This window comes from Massilia sp. IC2-278, assembly GCF_020708045.1.
Taxonomy (GTDB): domain Bacteria; phylum Pseudomonadota; class Gammaproteobacteria; order Burkholderiales; family Burkholderiaceae_D; genus Telluria.
Genome location: NZ_JAJFES010000003.1, coordinates 201,880 through 217,836, shown reverse-complemented (window position 1 = coordinate 217,836; position 15,957 = coordinate 201,880). Strand labels below are relative to the sequence as shown.

Here is a 15,957-nt window from a genome sequence, read left to right as displayed (position 1 = left end):
GTGAATGATGCAACACGCTGTCAAGAAGCCGCTTGTGAAGCCCTGGTACAGGCACCGCTGGCCCTGGTTCATCATGCTAGGGCCGGCGGCGGTGATGATCGCCACCGCGGTCACTGTCTGGCTGGCCGTGCAGCAGCCCGACGCGATGGTGGTCGACGACTACTACAAGCAGGGCAAGGCCATCAACCAGGACCTGCGCCGCGACCGTGCGGCGACGGCGCTGCAGCTGGCGCTGGATGCCCGCTTCGATGCCCAGGCCGGCACGCTGTCCGGGCGTTTGCTGGGTTTCGGGCGGCCGATGCTGGCGCCGTTTCGTATCCACCTGGCGCATCCGACCCAGCCGCAAAAGGACCTGACGCTGGAGGTAAGGCCCGACGACTACGGCAATTTCAGCGTGACGGTCGAGGGAATGGAACCGACCCACTGGCAGGTGCTGGTCGAAGGCGAGGGCAGGGAATGGCGGCTGGCGCGCAGCTGGAGTCCAGCGAAGCAGCCGGCGCTGGCGATCGTGGCCGATCCCAAATGATATCGCCGGCGCCGATGTATCGAATCGGAAAACACGATTGGACTAATATCACCGCCAGCGCCATCATGCCGCTCATCGAATCGACAAAGGAAGAGCACCATGAGCGACATCATCTGGCCGCAAGGCTACCTGCCCGGCACCACCGATAACTACGTCTCGAACGAAATCACGGTCGCCGGCCTGGACGCCGCGGGCGCCTGGGCGCAGCTGAACGATACCGGGGCCTGGGCGAGCTATTACAGCAATGCCTCGGGCATCGTTTTCCACGACGGCAGCGGGCCGTTGCTGAATCCCGGCGCGCGCTTTCGCTTCGTCACCTTCGGCTTCGTGATCGAGGCGGAAGTGAACGAATATGTTCCGCCTGCCGATGGCAAGCCGGCGCGCGTGGCCTGGCATGGCTGGGGCGTTGATGGCAATGGCGCGCGGCTCGATGTGCACCATGCGTGGCTGTTCGAAGACCTGCCGGGCGGCCGGGTGCGCATCCTGACGCAGGAGACCCAGATCGGGGAGCCGGCGCGGGAACTGGCCGCCACGAAGCCGAATCCGATGCTGAATGCGCACCAGGAATGGATCGAGGGGCTGGCCGGAGCGGCGTTGCGCGCTAGGCGTTGATCGCTTTTGTAGGGTGGACACCTGTGTCCACGCTGTGTCACCGCCTGAAAACACGGGACGCCACTACCGTAGCTTCTTAAAAGCGCCTGTGGTGCGCTTCTGTACTATACCGCGTGGGCACAGGTGCCCACCCTACGTACACCCAACCAGCACCTCGCGCACCCACTGATGCGCCGGCGAGCGCTCCGTCCGCGCATGCCACGCCACCACCTTGGTAAACCCCGGAATCTCCAGCGGCGGCGCCATCACCGCCAGCCCCTCCAGCCCGGCCACCAGCCTGGCCGGCACCACTGCCACCAAATCGCTGCCCCGCAAGATCTCCGGCAGCACCAAAAACGACGTCACCGACAGCGACACCCGCCGCGTGCGCCCAAGGCGCGCCAGCGCCGCATCGGTCACGCCGCCGAATTCGCCCCCTTCGTACGACACCAGCGCATGGTCGAGCGCGCAAAAAGCGTCGAGCGTCAACACGCCTTCCTGGGCCGCCGGATGCCCGGCACGCATCGCACACACGTAATGCTCGTCGAACAGGCGCTGCGCGTGCATGTCGGGCGGCGTGGTCTCGGGCGTCACCAGCGCCAGGTCGACCGCGCCGCGTTCCAGCTGCTCCTGCACCGCTTCGCCCTGCACCGGCACCAGCGCCACGCGCATCATCGGCGCCTGCGTTTTCAGCGCGGTGAGGAAGGGCACCGCAATCGCACGCAGCGCGTAATCGGTGGCGGCAATCGTCAGCGTCAGCGTGGCGCTGGCCGGGTCGAACAGCGGCGGTTGCAGCAGGGCCTCGATGTTGCCCAGCACGCGCTTGACCGGCGCCGCCAGTTCGAGTGCGCGCACGGTCGGCACGATGCCGCGCTGGGCGCGCAAGAACAGTGGATCGTCCAGGCTCTCGCGCAGACGCGTGAGCGTGCCGCTCATCGCCGACTGGGTCAGGTTCAGGCGCGCGGCGGCGCGCGTGACGCTGCGCTCGTCGAGCAGGGCGTCGAGCGCCTTGAGTAAATTCAGGTCGAGGTTGCGCAGGCTGATCATGGCGGGATTGTCCCACACGCTCGAACAGCAGCCGTAAAGACTGTCCGCGCCAACTCTTCCATGTTAGATTTTCGGCACGGCACCCGCCGCACCACCAATTAGAAGAGACATCCATGCCCGTATCCTCCCCGCGCATCCTGCGTTCCGCCTGTGCCTCGCTGTTCCTCCCGCTTGCCATCGCAGCCGCCGTCCTGCCGCAGCAAGCCCTTGCCGCGCCGGCCGCATCCGCCGCTGCCGTCAAACCGAACGCCGCCTTCGACAAATGGGCCGACGCCTTCGCCCAGGACTGGGTGCGCCAGAACCCGCAGTTCGCCACCTCGACCCAGTACTTCAGCGGCGCCGAGCAGGATGCGCTGGACCGCCAATTGACCCCGCAAACCCCGGCCCAGCGCCAGAAGATGATCGCGCTGGCCAGACAGGGCATCGCGCGCCTGGACAAATGGATGGCCGGTCCGCTGGACGAAACCCAGCGCATCTCAGCGTCGGTGATGCGCTGGTCGCTATCGAACACGGTCGCCAACGAGCCTTTCGAGGACCACGGCTTCGTGTTCCAGCAGTTCAGCGGCGCCCAGGTCAGCCTGGTCAACTTCATGACGCAAACCCACCCGATGCGCCGCGCGTCGGACGTCGACAGCTACCTGGCGCGCCTGGAACAGGTGGGCACGCGCATGGACGAAGCCCTGGCCCGCGCCAAGAACGCCACGGCGAAGAAAATGATCCCGCCGCGCTTCATCCTGGAGCGTGCCCAGTACCAGGTCGACACCTTCCTGAAGCCCGCCGCCGCCCAGAACGTGCTGGTCACCTCGCTCGAGCAGCGTAGCGCGGCCCTGAAGGACCTGAGCCCGGAAGCACGTACGGCGGCCATCGCGCGTGCGACGAAGATCGTCGAAGACAGGATTCGCCCGGCCTACGCCCGCGTGCAGGCCTTCATGGCGGAGCTGCATCCGAAGACGAACGACACGGCCGGCATTTCGCGCCTGCCGAACGGCCTGGCCGCCTACAACCGCGCGATCGAGAACTACACCAGCACCAAGCTGACGGCTGAACAGATCCACGCCATCGGCCTGCGCGAAGTGGCGCGCATCGAAGCCGAGATGGACAAGCACCTGCGCACGCTGGGCTTTGCCGACGGCAGCATCGAGGCGCGCATGAAGGCGCTCGACGCCACCTTCCAGCCGAAGGGCGAGGAAGACCCGCGTCCGGCCATCCTGGCCAAGTATGCCGAGATGGTGAAGGACGCCGAGCGCCGGAGCGAAGCCCTGTTCAACCTGAAGCCGCGCGCACCGGTGGAAGTGCGCCGCGAACCGCCGCTGACCGAGGCCTCGGCCGCCGCCCACTACAGCCTGCCGGCGCCGGACGGCAGCCGTCCGGGCGTGTTCTGGGTGCCGCTGCGCGGCCCGACCTTCAACATGATCCGCATGCGCAGCCTGTCCTACCACGAGGCCGTGCCGGGCCACCACTTCCAGCTGGCGATCCAGCAGGAGCTGGAAGGCATCCCGAAATTCCGCAGCCAGCGCATCTTCAGCGGCGGCAGCGCGCACAGCGAGGGCTGGGCGCTGTACACCGAGCGGCTGGCGGTGGAGCAGGGCTGGTACGAAGGCGACGTGCCGGGGCTGCTCGGCGCGCTGGGTTCGGAGCTGTTCCGCGCGCGGCGCCTCGTCGTGGATACCGGCCTGCATACCAAGGGTTGGACGCGCCAGCAGGCGGTCGACTACGGCATCAATGTCGAAGAGGTCGATCGCTATGTGGCATGGCCGGGCCAGGCCACGGCCTACATGATCGGCATGCTGCGCATCGTCGAACTGCGCGAGAAGGCGAAGTCGGAGCTGGGCGCGAAGTTCTCGCTGCCGGCCTTCCATGACATGGTGCTGAGCGCCGGGTCGGTGCCGCTGGATGTGCTGGGGCAGCTGGTGGATGGGTGGATCGCCAAGGAGAAAGCCAAGGCATAATCAGCTGGTAGGGTGGGTTCTCGAACCCACCACAACCACGCGTGCACGTTCGCACCACCGGTTACAGCTGGTGGGTTCGAGAACCCACCCTACTGTCCCGTTTTTGTAGGGTGGACACCTGTGTCCACGCTGTACGACGGCTGATCATCCGTGCCGTATAAAACAACGGCGCATGGTCGCAAATGGTGAGACCGCGTGGACACAGGTGCCTTGCGCGGCCCGGTTCACCCTACAACTGCGGCATAATGGGCTTTACCATCGTTACCTTGTCAAGGAGACGCATCATGGAAACCCAGGAACTGCACCGCGGACGCCTGATCGACCACCTGCAACTGGTGGTGCGCGACCTGCCTGCTTCGAAGCGCTTCTACACCGCCATCTTCAAGGTACTGAACGTCCCGCTGGGCGGCGAGGGCGATGATTACTTCTGGGCCGACGAGCTCTTCATCTCGACGAAAACCAGCGACGCCGCGCAGGGCGAACTCACGGGCCGCCATCACCTGGCCTTCCAGGCCGCCGACCGCGCCATGGTCGACGCCTTCTACGAGGCAGCCTTGAAAGCCGGCGGCAAGGACAACGGCGCCCCCGGCGAACGCGCCATCTACCACCCCGGCTACTACGGCGCCTTCGTCCTCGACCCCGACGGCAACAACATCGAGGCCGTCTTCCACGGTGAAGCGAAACGCAGCGCGCCGTCGGTGAAGGTCACGTTCTAGCCAGGTTCACGCCATCGGCGTGCACTGCTCGGTCCCGGCCGCGATCGCCCGCAGGCGCGCCGGTTCCAGCAGCGTCACCTCGCGCTTGTCGACCGCGATCCAGCCCTGCTTCTTGAATCGCGACAGCAGCCGGCTCACGCTCTCGATGGTCAGCCCGAGATAATTCCCGATGTCCTCGCGCGACATGCGCAGCGCGAAGCTGGTCGACGAATAGCCGCGCGCCGCATAGCGCGCCGACAGGTTCACCAGGAACACGGCAAAGCGCTGCTCGGCGCGCATGTTCCCGAGCAGGAGCATGACGTTCTGCTCGCGCGTGATTTCCTGGCTCATGATGCGGTGGAAGTGGCGCAGCAGGGCCGGCACTTCGCCGAACAGTTCTTCCAGGCGCGAGAACGGAATCTCGCATACCTCGCTGTCTTCCAGCGCCACCGCGTCGCAATGGTGGCGGTCGCCGCTGATCGCATCCATGCCCAGCAGCTCGCCGGCCATCTGGAAGCCGGTGATCTGCTGTTCCCCGGCCGCGTTGATCTGGTAGGTCTTGAAGTGGCCGAAGCGCACCGCGTACAGGCTGCGGAAAGGCTCGCCCATCGCATACAGGCGCTCGTCCTTTTCAAGCCTGCGGCGGCGCCCGATGATCTTGTCGAGGCGGTCGATGTCCGCGTTTTCCAGGCCCATCGGCAGGCAGAGCTGGTGCATGCTGCAGGCGCTGCAGCTGGCCTTCAGCGCGCCGATGCTGATCGGGGCAGAGAGGGTGGCAGAGGTTTCCTGGGTCATCGGCTGGGAAAATGAAATGGCAGTCAATACCGCGATTATAGTCCCGGTCGCTTTTGCAACCCAGCCTTTCGGTTCACGCTGTTCGGCGGAAACGGTCGATGAAGCGCCGCAAAAGCCTGCCGGCACAGGGCTTGACGCTGCGGGAGTCGTGGCAAATTCGCCAATTGTGCGCGCCTGCCGCCATGCTAGATTCGGAACACCATCGCCCAAAGGAGTTTGCATGTTCGGCTTTTCGGCCCTGGACCTGGCACGCATCCAGTTTGCGTTCACCATGTCCTTCCACATCCTGTTCCCGGCCGTGACCATCGGCCTGGCCAGCTACCTGGCCGTACTGGAACTGTCGTGGCTGCGCACCAAGCGCCAGGTGTATGTCGACCTGTACCACTTCTGGCTGAAGATCTTCGCCGTCATGTTCGGCATGGGCGTGGTGTCGGGCATCGTCATGGCCTACCAGATCGGCACCAACTGGAGCTACATGTCCGAGTTCGCCGGCAGCATCATGGGGCCGGTGCTGGCCTACGAAGTGCTGACCGCCTTCTTCCTGGAAGCCGGTTTCCTGGGCGTGATGCTGTTCGGCTGGAACCGCGTCGGCCCGCAGCTGCACTTCGTCGCCACCGCCATGGTGGCCGTCGGCACCCTGATCTCGGCCACCTGGATCCTGGCCGCCAACAGCTGGATGCAGACGCCGCAAGGCTACGCCATCGAGGGCGGACGCATGGTGCCCGCCGACTGGCTGGCCATCATCTTCAACCCTTCCTTCCCGTTCCGCCTGATGCACATGGTGGTCGCCGCCTACCTCACCACGGCGCTGATCGTCGGCGCGGTCGGCGCCTGGCAGCTCTTGCGGCGGCGCGACAATCCGGCCGTGCGCAAGATGCTGTCGATGGCCATGTGGATGCTCCTGATCGTCGCCCCGATCCAGGCCGTGATCGGCGACTTCCATGGCCTGAACACGGCCGAGCACCAGCCGGCCAAGCTGGCGGCGATGGAGGGGCACTGGCAGAACACGCCGGGTGAAGCGGTGGGCCTGAAGCTGTTCGGCATTCCCGACATGGAGGCCGAGACCACCCGTTACGCGGTCGAGGTGCCGCACCTGGGCAGCCTGATCCTCACCCACAGCTGGGAAGGCCAGTTCCCCGGCCTGAAGGAATTCCCGAAGGACGAGCGGCCGAACTCCCTGATCGTGTTCTGGAGCTTCCGCCTGATGGTGGGCCTGGGCCTGTTGATGATCGCGCTCGGCGCCTGGAGCCTGTGGCTGCGGCGGGGAGAGCAACTCTTCACGAAACGGCTGTTCCTGCGCGCCGCCCTGTGCATGGGACCGGCGGGCCTGGTCGCGATCCTGGCCGGCTGGGTCACCACCGAAGTCGGGCGCCAGCCCTGGGTGGTGTACGGCGTGCTGCGCACGGCCGACGCGGTGTCGCCGCACGGCGCGCCGGCCCTGGCGCTGACGCTGGGGATCTTCGTGGTGGCCTACTTTTTTGTCTTCGGCGCCGGCACCGGCTACGTGCTGCGCATGATGCGCAAGGGGCCGCAGCACTTCGAACTGAACCGCTCGCCCGAGGGCGGGCCGGGCGAGGGCCGCACGCCGGCGCGTCCGCTGTCGGCGGCGGACGTCGGCAACGACGACGAAGGTACGGGCGATGGCGACGGCACCGGCCTCGGCATCAACCCCAATCCCGACAGCGGCAAAAAGGGGAGCTGAAGCATGGGCATCGACACTTCGGTCATCTGGGCCGTCATCATTTACTTTGCCGTTTTCATGTACGTGCTGCTGGACGGCTTCGATCTCGGCATCGGCATCCTGTTCCCGTTCGTGAAGGGCAAGCGCGAGCGCGACACCATGATGAACACCGTGGCCCCGGTCTGGGACGGCAACGAGACCTGGCTGGTGCTGGGCGGCGAGGGCTTGCTGGCGGCTTTCCCGGTGGCCTACTCGATCATCCTGTCGGGCCTCTACCTGCCGCTGATCTTCATGCTGGTCGGGCTGGTGTTCCGCGGCGTCGCTTTCGAGTTCCGCTTCAAGGCCAGGGAGGGTGGGCGCCACTGGTGGGACAAGGCCTTCATCGGCGGCTCGATCACGGCCGCCTTTTTCCAGGGCGTTTCGCTCGGCGCCTTCCTCGACGGAATCGCCGTGTCGGGGCGCAGCTATGCCGGCGGCGTGCTCGACTGGATCGCGCCTTTCCCCATCCTGGCCGGCTTCGGCGTCATCATCGCCTACACCCTGCTCGGCAGCACTTGGCTGATCATGAAGACCGAGGGCGAGCTGCATGCGCGCATGGTGCAGGTGGCCAAGCCCTTCGCCTTGCTGCTGCTGGGCGCCATCGTGGTGGTCAGCATCTGGACCCCGCTGCGCGACCCGGCCGTGGCCGACCGCTGGTTCACCTTCCCGAACACCCTGTTCCTGGCGCCGGTGCCGATCCTGGTGCTGCTGTCGATCGCGCTGCTGCTCGGCTCGCTCAAGGGCAAGCCGCACCGCTGGCCTTTCGTCGCGGCGCTGGCGCTGGTCTTCCTCGGCTACACGGGCATGGCGATCAGCATCTGGCCGCACATCGTGCCGCCTTACATCACGATCTGGGAAGCCGCCTCGCCGCCGGCCAGCCAGGGCTTCGCGCTGGTCGGCACGCTGCTGATCCTGCCCATCATCCTGATGTACACGCTCTGGTCGTACTGGGTGTTTCGCGGCAAAGTCAAGGCCGACGCGGGGTACCACTGATGCGCGGCCTGCCTTTCCTGCGATTCCTGCATGCCCGCCCGGCGCCGCTCTGGCTGCGCCGCCTGGGCTGGATGCTGGCCCTGTGGGCGGGCGGGGTGGCGGCGCTGTTCCTGGTCGCTTCCCTGATCCGGGCCATCATGCATGCCGCCGGCATGCGCTGAACACGCATGTCCTGGCATGTGGCCCGCGTCCAGACATATGCAAAGCATTTCCAAGCGTGCGCACCTTTGCGGGCTGAGGGAATACACTTTAGATGAACATTTAATAACGGAGACCATCAGCCCATGCAGCCAGCATTCTCTGAAAACCTATCCCATCAGGTAAATGACGCTGCCCGCGCCGCCTCCTCCATTGGCGTCGCGCTTCCCCTGTCGAGCGAAGACCAGGCCCGGGCCGACCTGTATGCGCTGGCCGCGCGCCTGCTGCTGGCGCCTCCGGGCGCGGCGCTGCTGGCCCAGCTCGGCGCGGCCGACCCGATCCTGGCCGAAGGCGGCGACCCGGCCCTGGAGCGGGCCTGGGAAAAACTGGTGCTGGCCTCAAGCGTGATGGACGCGGATGCGGTGGCCGCCGAATTCGACGCCCTGTTCGTGAGCGACGGCACGCCCAAGCTCAATCCCTATGGCTCGCTGTACATCGCGGGCTTCATGAACGACAGCCCGCTGGCCGAGCTGCGCGGCGACCTGGCGCGCTTCGGCATCAAGCGCATGCGCGGCGTCGGCGAATTCGAGGACCACCTGGGCGCGCTGTGCGAAACCATGCGCGTGCTGATCGCAGGCGGCCCCGCGGGTGGCCACATGATCGCGCGCCGTTCCCACGCCGAACAGCAGGCCTTCTTCGAAGCGCGCATCGCGCCCTGGTACGAACGCTGCCTGGACGATATCGCGGAAGCCGCCGACGCAAACTATTACTGCCTGGTAGCCGCTTTTGTCGGCGCGCTGCTGGAAATCGAAGCCGACGCCTTTGTGGTGGAAGAGGGCTTCGATGACTGATCGAAAGGATGTCACGATGGACCGCGAACCCGTATCCGCAGCCGTGGAAGGCGCCGGCGCAACTGGCGGCACCTCCGCCGCCACCCCCGATCCTGCGCGCCGCAGCTTCCTGAAAGCCGCGCCGCTGGGCGCCCTGGCCGCCGTGGCCGGCGGCGCCGAAGCCAGGCCCGAGATCAAGCCTGCCGAGGCAGCCAAGCCGGACGTCAAGCGCGGTTACCACGAAACCGAGCACATCCGCCGTTACTACCAGACCGCCGCCTACTGGTGAGCGGACCCGGAGACCAGTCATGTCGTTAACAAAGAGTACCGCAGTCAAGGGCCTGAAGCGCCGTAAATTCCTGGTCGGCGCGGGCGTTGCGGCCGGCGCCGGCGCGCTGGCGCGCCAGTTGCCGCTGAACGTGATCGAGCCGGCTTCGGCCGCCGACCCGGTCGCCGATGCTCCCGTCAAAACCGAAATCAAGCGCACCGTGTGCAGCCACTGCTCGGTGGGCTGCTCGGTGGACGCCGTGGTGGCCAACGGCGTCTGGGTGCGCCAGGAAGCCGCCTTCGATTCGCCGATCAACATGGGCGCCCACTGCGCCAAGGGCGCCTCGGTGCGCGAGCACGGCTTCGGCGAACACCGCCTGCGCTACCCGATGAAGCTGGTGAACGGCAAGTACACCCGCATCTCCTGGGACCAGGCGATCAACGAAATCGGCGACAAATTACTGCAATTACGGCAGCAGGCCGGCCCCGACGCGCTGATGCTGATCGGCAGCTCGAAGCACAATAACGAGCAGGCCTATTTGCTGCGCAAGTTCATGTCCTTCTGGGGCTCGAACAACTGCGACCACCAGGCGCGCATCTGCCACTCGACCACGGTTGCCGGCGTGGCCCAGACCTTTGGCTACGGGGCAATGACGAACTCGTTCAACGACCTGCACTACAGCAAGGCGGTGATGTTCATCGGCTCGAACCCGGCCGAGGCCCACCCGATCTCGATGCTGCACTTCCTGCACGCCAAGGAACTCGGCGCGAAGATGATCGTCATCGACCCGCGCTTCACCCGCACCGCGCGCTTCGCCCACCACTATGTGCGCGTGCGTCCGGGCACCGACATCCCGCTGGTCTGGGGCATCCTCTGGCACATCTTCAACAACGGCTGGGAAGACAAGGAATACATCGCCGCCCGTACCTATGGCATGGACGACGTGCGCAAGGAAGTGGCGAAATGGACGCCCGATAAAGTCTCGGACATCACCGGCGTGCCCGAAGCGAGCGTGCGGCTGGCGGCCGAGATGCTGGCCAAGAACCGTCCTTCGTCGGTGGTCTGGTGCATGGGCATCACCCAGCACCACGTCGGCACCGCCAACGTGCGCGCGCTGTCGATCCTGCAGCTGGCACTGGGCAACATCGGTATTCCCGGCGGCGGCGCGAACATCTACCGTGGCCACGACAACGTGCAGGGCGCCACCGACGTCGGCCCCAATGGCGACTCGCTGCCCGGCTACTACGGCCTGGCCGAAGGCGCCTGGAAGCACTTCGCGAACGTCTGGGGCGTCGATTACGAGTGGATCAAGTCGCGCTTCGGTTCCAAGGAACTGATGGAAAAGCCCGGCATCACCGTCTCTCGCTGGTTCGACGCGGTGAACGAGCAAAACCAGTACATCGACCAGCCGAGCAATTTGCGCGCCGTGTTCTACTGGGGCCACGCGCCGAACAGCCAGACCCGCCTGCCCGACATGAAGGCGGCCATGCAGAAGCTCGACATGCTGGTGGTGGTCGACCCTTACCCGAGCATGACCGCCTCGATGCACGGCCGCACCGACGGCGTCTACCTGCTGCCGGCCGCCTCGCAGTTCGAAACGCAAGGCTCGTGCACCTCGTCGAACCGTTCGATCCAGTGGCGCGAGCGCGTCATCATGCCGCTGTTCGAGTGCAAGACCGACCACGAGATCATGTACTTGTTCGCCAAGAAGCTCGGCTTCCACAACGAACTCTGCAAGAACATCAAGGTCGTGCAGAACGAACCGGTGGTCGAGGACATCCTGCGCGAGATCAACCGCTCGTGCTGGACCATCGGCTACACCGGCTGCTCGCCCGAGCGCCTCAAGCTCCACATGGAGAACAAGCACACCTTCAACCCGACCACGCTGCGCGCCGACCACGGCCCCTGCAAGGGCGACTACTACGGCTTGCCGTGGCCCTGCTGGGGCACGCCGGAAATGAAGCACCCGGGCACGCCCATCCTGTACGACCTGAACAAGAGCGTGGCCGAAGGCGGTTTGCCGTTCCGCGCCAACTGGGGCGTCGAGCACAACGGCGAGAGCCTGCTGGCGGCCGACGGCTCGACCAACAAGGACAGCCAGCTCGACACCGGCTACCCGGAATTCGACCACGTCTTCCTGAAAAAGCTGGGCTGGTGGAACGAACTCACGCCGGCCGAGCAGGCCATGGCCGAGGGCAAGAACTGGAAGACCGACCTGTCTGGCGGCATCATCCGCGTGGTCATTTCCCACGGCTGCGCGCCCTACGGCAATGCCCGCGCCCGCGCCAACGTGTGGAACTTCCCGGACCCGATCCCGACCCACCGCGAGCCGCTGCTGTCGCCGCGCCGCGATCTGGTGGCCAAGTACCCGACCTACGACGACAAGGCGAATTTCCTGCGCCTGCCGACGCTGTACAAGTCCGTGCAGCAGATGGACTTCAGCAAGGACTTCCCGCTGATCATGACCTCGGGCCGCCTGGTCGAGTACGAGGGCGGCGGCGAGGAAACCCGCTCGAATCCCTGGCTGGCCGAGCTGCAGCAGAACATGTTCGTCGAGATCAACCCGAAGGATGCGGTGCAGATCGGCGCGCGCATCGGCGAGTTCGTCTGGGTCGAGACCCCGACCGGCGCCCGCCTGAAGATGATGGCAATGGTCACCGAACGCGTGCCGATCGGCCTGGTCTGGATGCCTTTCCACTTCGGCGGCTGGTGGATGGGCGAAGACCTGGAAAAACACTACCCCGAAGACGGTGCGCCGACGGTGCGCGGCGAGGCGGTGAACACCGGCTGGACCTACGGCTACGACGCCGTGACGATGATGCAGGAAACCAAGGTATCGATGTGCCGCGTTGTACGGGCCTGACGTGTACGGGCATAAGGAAGAGGAGCTGACATGGCCGCAAGGATGAAATTTATTTGCGATACCGAGCGTTGCATCGACTGCAACGGCTGCGTTACCGCCTGCAAGAACGAACACGAAACGCCCTGGGGCGTGAACCGCCGCCGTGTGGTGACCATCAACGACGGCGTGCCGGGCGAGCGCTCGGTGTCGATCGCCTGCATGCACTGCACCGACGCGCCTTGCCTGGCCGTGTGCCCGACCAACTGCATCTACCACACCGAAGACGGCATCGTCCTGCACAGCAAGGACCAGTGCATCGGCTGCGGCTACTGCTATTACGCATGCCCCTTCGGCGCGCCGCAGTTCGCCGGCAGCGGCCTCTTCAACCACCGCGGCAAGATGGACAAGTGCACCTTCTGCGCCGGCGGCCCGGAACCGGATACCTCGGAAGCCGAGTTCAAGAAATACGGCCGCAACCGCATCGCCGAAGGCAAGCTCCCGGCCTGCGCCGAAATGTGCGGCACCAAGGCGCTGCTCGGCGGCGAAGCCAACCTGATCGCCGACATCTACCGCCAGCGCGTGGAAACGCGCGGCTACGGCCCGGAGCTGTGGGGCTGGAAGATCGCCTACGGCCGCCCGAAGCGCGGCGGCGAGATTCAGGCCAAGGGCGATTTGCCGCGCGTGAACCAGGACATCGGCGACACCCAGAACGGCGGCGAAAGGTTCCCGCAATGAAAAAGCCCATCTACCTGATCCTGGCCCTGCCTTTGTTGCTCACCGGTTGCCTGGAAGTCGACCAGCACCCGGAATGGATTCGTGGGGAATACGCGGGCAAGACCGACAACCGCCACCCGCAGACCCATTTCCATAACGACCGCCTGGCCTGGTCGGCGGCGATCCAGAACCGCAACCAGAAGCAGAACGAGTACAACCGCGCCAATCCATAAGGAAGCACCATGCGAGCGAACCTGTCTGTCCTGCGCGCCATGCTGATGCTGGTGGTCGCATTGATGCTGCCGTCGGCCTTTGCCGCGGTGCCCAACAACCGGGCCCAGCCGGCCTATGCCGAAGAGCAGACCATGCTCCAGGTCGAGGCCGACACCCAGCGCGGCGCACCCGGCCTGACTTCGTCGCAGTCCGGCCACGTGCACATGGACCGCCATTACCTGGGCCAGTACGGCGACAGCGAGGGCAACGTCATCGTCCAGCGCGGCGGCAACACCTGGCGCCATTTGCGCAACGGGCCGATGGCGTCGATCGCCGGCACCCTGCTGATCGTGGTGCCGCTGTTGATCGTCCTGTTCTACAACACCATAGGGCCAGCCCGCGAAGAGCCGCGTTCCGGGCGCAAGCTGCAGCGCTTCTCGCGCTGGGACATGCAGGTGCACTGGGCCACCGCCATCAGCTTCATCGCGCTCGCCATCTCGGGCCTGGTCCTCACCTTCGGCAAGAAGATCATGCTGCCCTGGATGGGACACGATGCCTATTCCTGGGTGGCCTACATCCTGAAGTACGTGCACAACTTCATCGGACCGCTGTTCGTGCTGTGCTCGGTCGTGATGTTCTTCACCTTTCTGCGCCGTAACTTCCTGCAGCGCATCGACTGGCAATGGGTGAAGGAGGGCGGCGGGCTGGTGTCGCACAAGCACCCGCCGGCCGGCTACTTCAACGCCGGCGAAAAGGCCTGGTTCTGGCTGGGCGTGACCCTGCTCGGCCTGGTCATGTCGATCAGCGGCCTGGTGCTGAACTTCGTCAACTTCGGCCAGACCCGCTACATCCTGCAGGTGGCAAACTACCTGCACATCATCGGCGCCACCTTCTACATCATCGCGGCGATGGGTCACATCTACATCGGCACCTGGGGCACGCCGGGGGCGTACGAAGCCATGCGCCACGGCACCGTCGACGAAGCCTGGGCCAAGGCCCACCATTCGCTCTGGTATGAACAGGCCAAGCAAGGGATTGCACCGGGTGGCGCGCCGCCGCCGACGCCGCCGTCGGCTGCACCGCAATCCCCACCACCTGCGCCGCCGTCGCCACGGCCAGGCCCCGCACACTGAGGACAGCAATGAAGCACACGACTTACCTGACTACCTGCGCGCTGGCGGCAAGCCTGTTGCTGGCCGCCGGCTGCAGCAAGAACACGGCGCCGGCCAGCAACGGCGTGATCCAGACCAAATTTCCCGGCGAGGTAACGGCCGGCGGCGGCACCAGCGGTGAAGTGATTGCACGCACAGCCAAGCCTGTGACCGACGCCACTTATGCAGGCGGCACGCCGGGCATCGCCGGCGGCGCGGGCGGGAATACCTCGGGCGCCGAAACCGGCGGCACCACGCGCGAAACCGGGCAGGGTCCGACGTCCGGCGTCACCGACCCGTCGGGCAAGATGGGCGCCACCCAGACCACGACCGGCGACAATCGCCCGGCCGGCGGACCATCGTCGCAGGACCTGAACAAGGGCGAGGCCAGCAATGCCGCGCCGCAGGGGCCGGCGCCGAAGCAGCTGGAGGGCAAGCAATGAAACGCATGATCATGAAGACCGCGCCGCTGGCGCTGCTGGTCTCGGCAATGCTGGCCCAGGGCGCCTGGGCGGCGCTGCCGAAACCGCAGCTGACGCCGCAGCAGGAGCAAGCCGCCGCGGCCAAGAAGGCCGAAGCCGACGCCAAGGCGGCCAAGGAAAAGGAACAATTGGCCGCATCGATGGACGCGCTGAGCGCGCGCTGGCGCGCCCAGGCCCCGGCCAAGGGCTGGAAGATCAATCCGCCGACCGCCATTGCGCAAGCGCCGGCACCCGGCATCCAGCCGCCGCAAACGCTGCCGGCGCCAGGCGGCGCGCCGGGCGTGGCCTCGTCCGGCGTGACACCGCCGCAGGCCGGCGTGGCGGCGCCGGCACCGGCTGGTGCCGCTCCCGGCACCTCGGCGGCAGCGCCCGGGCGTGGTGCGGCGCCGCTCAGCCCGCAGGCCCTGCAATCGGCGAACGTGCCGGTCAAGAGCGAAAAACTGGGCACGGCGGCGCCGAGCAAGGACGTCAAGACGCGCCCGACGCAGTCGGTGCCGCAAGGCGCCTCGCCGGCGGTCGATCGCGGCAATTCCGACGCGGCGAAGAACCGATGAAAAAAGCCGGCATGCCGATTGCGGTGATCATGCAACGCCGCGCCGTCCAGCACATCTGGGCCGACGAAGCCTGGGCAGCCGTCGGGGTCGTGCCCGACCGCGGCAACCTGCCGCCGCTGCAGGTGCTGAGCGAAAGCCCGGAGCGCGACTACTACCTGGTGTCGGGGCTGGAGCTCGAGCTCTACACCGACGAGCACGAGGGCTACTACGAAAACGCCATGGCCCCGGAATCCAAGGTGTTCGTGCTGTGGCGCATGGAAGAGGGGCGGGCCATGCCGGTGCGCGCCTCGGTCAGCTATGTCGAGGGCACGCGCATGTTCGATTCCGGCGAATCGGCCGACGGCGTGACCATGCCGGCCGAAATCTACGCCTGGCTGGCCAGCTACCTGCGCGACAACTACCAGCCGAAGCCGCGCCGCGGGCGCCAGCACGGCTAGAGCAGGAACAGG

The 15,957-nt window shown here is 66.2% G+C and carries 18 protein-coding genes; 16 read left to right on the top strand and 2 right to left on the bottom strand.

The window, feature by feature from the left end; all coding sequences use genetic code 11:
- Nucleotides 1-4 precede the first annotated feature (4 nt).
- Both LK540_RS08700 and LK540_RS08695 read left to right on the top strand, forming a co-directional pair.
- Nucleotides 5-526, top strand: coding sequence for a FixH family protein (locus tag LK540_RS08700; RefSeq protein WP_229436796.1), 522 nt, complete (start codon nt 5-7; stop codon nt 524-526).
- Nucleotides 527-625: 99 nt separating this feature from the next.
- Entirely contained in the window at nt 626-1,138 is a 513-nt protein-coding gene (locus LK540_RS08695; protein WP_229436795.1) for an SRPBCC domain-containing protein, read from the top strand.
- Nucleotides 1,139-1,270: 132 nt separating this feature from the next.
- Here the strand turns inward: LK540_RS08695 and LK540_RS08690 are convergent, their stop codons facing one another.
- The gene (locus LK540_RS08690) at nt 1,271-2,164 is read right to left on the bottom strand and encodes a LysR family transcriptional regulator (RefSeq protein ID WP_229436794.1); all 894 of its coding nucleotides are present in this window, start codon (nt 2,162-2,164) and stop codon (nt 1,271-1,273) included.
- Between the two features lie 113 nt (nt 2,165-2,277).
- On the opposite strand from LK540_RS08690, the gene LK540_RS08685 reads away from it, so the two are divergent.
- Together LK540_RS08685 and LK540_RS08680 are read left to right on the top strand one after the other, a co-directional pair.
- Entirely contained in the window at nt 2,278-4,113 is a 1,836-nt protein-coding gene (locus tag LK540_RS08685; RefSeq protein WP_229436793.1) for a DUF885 family protein, read from the top strand.
- 284 nt (nt 4,114-4,397) lie between these two features.
- Nucleotides 4,398-4,829, top strand: a complete 432-nt coding sequence (locus LK540_RS08680) for a VOC family protein (RefSeq protein ID WP_229436792.1) — start codon at nt 4,398-4,400, stop codon at nt 4,827-4,829.
- Nucleotides 4,830-4,835: 6 nt separating this feature from the next.
- Here LK540_RS08680 and fnr read toward each other — a convergent pair whose 3' ends face one another.
- Nucleotides 4,836-5,603 carry a fumarate/nitrate reduction transcriptional regulator Fnr gene (fnr, locus tag LK540_RS08675; protein ID WP_229437131.1) on the bottom strand — a complete coding sequence of 256 codons (768 nt, stop codon included), beginning with the start codon at nt 5,601-5,603 and terminating at the stop codon, nt 4,836-4,838.
- A gap of 220 nt (nt 5,604-5,823) precedes the next feature.
- On the opposite strand from fnr, the gene LK540_RS08670 reads away from it, so the two are divergent.
- The 12 genes from LK540_RS08670 to LK540_RS08615 all read left to right on the top strand — a co-directional run bounded on the left by LK540_RS08670 (nt 5,824) and on the right by LK540_RS08615 (nt 15,945).
- Nucleotides 5,824-7,305, top strand: coding sequence for a cytochrome ubiquinol oxidase subunit I (locus LK540_RS08670; protein ID WP_229436791.1), 1,482 nt, complete (start codon nt 5,824-5,826; stop codon nt 7,303-7,305).
- A 3-nt stretch (nt 7,306-7,308) separates the two neighbouring features.
- A complete protein-coding gene (gene cydB / locus LK540_RS08665) occupies nt 7,309-8,316 on the top strand; it encodes a cytochrome d ubiquinol oxidase subunit II (RefSeq protein ID WP_229436790.1) in 1,008 nt (335 codons plus the stop codon).
- The gene (locus LK540_RS08660) at nt 8,316-8,477 is read left to right on the top strand and encodes a DUF2474 domain-containing protein (RefSeq protein WP_229436789.1); all 162 of its coding nucleotides are present in this window, start codon (nt 8,316-8,318) and stop codon (nt 8,475-8,477) included. The genes cydB and LK540_RS08660 overlap by 1 nt, the downstream gene beginning before the upstream one ends.
- Before the next feature lie 123 nt (nt 8,478-8,600).
- Nucleotides 8,601-9,305, top strand: coding sequence for a molecular chaperone (locus LK540_RS08655; protein ID WP_229436788.1), 705 nt, complete (start codon nt 8,601-8,603; stop codon nt 9,303-9,305).
- A complete protein-coding gene (locus LK540_RS08650; protein ID WP_229436787.1) occupies nt 9,298-9,573 on the top strand; it encodes a twin-arginine translocation signal domain-containing protein in 276 nt (91 codons plus the stop codon). Before LK540_RS08655 ends, LK540_RS08650 begins: the two co-directional genes overlap by 8 nt.
- 19 nt (nt 9,574-9,592) lie before the next feature.
- Entirely contained in the window at nt 9,593-12,415 is a 2,823-nt protein-coding gene (locus LK540_RS08645; RefSeq protein WP_229436786.1) for a formate dehydrogenase subunit alpha, read from the top strand.
- A 42-nt stretch (nt 12,416-12,457) separates the two neighbouring features.
- Nucleotides 12,458-13,129, top strand: coding sequence for a formate dehydrogenase FDH3 subunit beta (gene fdh3B, locus LK540_RS08640; RefSeq protein ID WP_229436785.1), 672 nt, complete (start codon nt 12,458-12,460; stop codon nt 13,127-13,129).
- Nucleotides 13,126-13,341, top strand: coding sequence for a hypothetical protein (locus LK540_RS08635; protein ID WP_229436784.1), 216 nt, complete (start codon nt 13,126-13,128; stop codon nt 13,339-13,341). The genes fdh3B and LK540_RS08635 overlap by 4 nt, the downstream gene beginning before the upstream one ends.
- A 9-nt stretch (nt 13,342-13,350) precedes the next feature.
- Nucleotides 13,351-14,454: a formate dehydrogenase subunit gamma gene (locus tag LK540_RS08630; protein ID WP_229436783.1), complete on the top strand. Its 1,104-nt coding sequence runs from the start codon at nt 13,351-13,353 to the stop codon at nt 14,452-14,454.
- A gap of 8 nt (nt 14,455-14,462) precedes the next feature.
- A complete protein-coding gene (locus LK540_RS08625; protein ID WP_229436782.1) occupies nt 14,463-14,915 on the top strand; it encodes a hypothetical protein in 453 nt (150 codons plus the stop codon).
- Nucleotides 14,912-15,508: a hypothetical protein gene (locus LK540_RS08620; protein ID WP_229436781.1), complete on the top strand. Its 597-nt coding sequence runs from the start codon at nt 14,912-14,914 to the stop codon at nt 15,506-15,508. Before LK540_RS08625 ends, LK540_RS08620 begins: the two co-directional genes overlap by 4 nt.
- Nucleotides 15,505-15,945, top strand: coding sequence for a DUF3305 domain-containing protein (locus tag LK540_RS08615; RefSeq protein ID WP_229436780.1), 441 nt, complete (start codon nt 15,505-15,507; stop codon nt 15,943-15,945). Before LK540_RS08620 ends, LK540_RS08615 begins: the two co-directional genes overlap by 4 nt.
- The last annotated feature ends 12 nt before the right edge of the window (nt 15,946-15,957 follow it).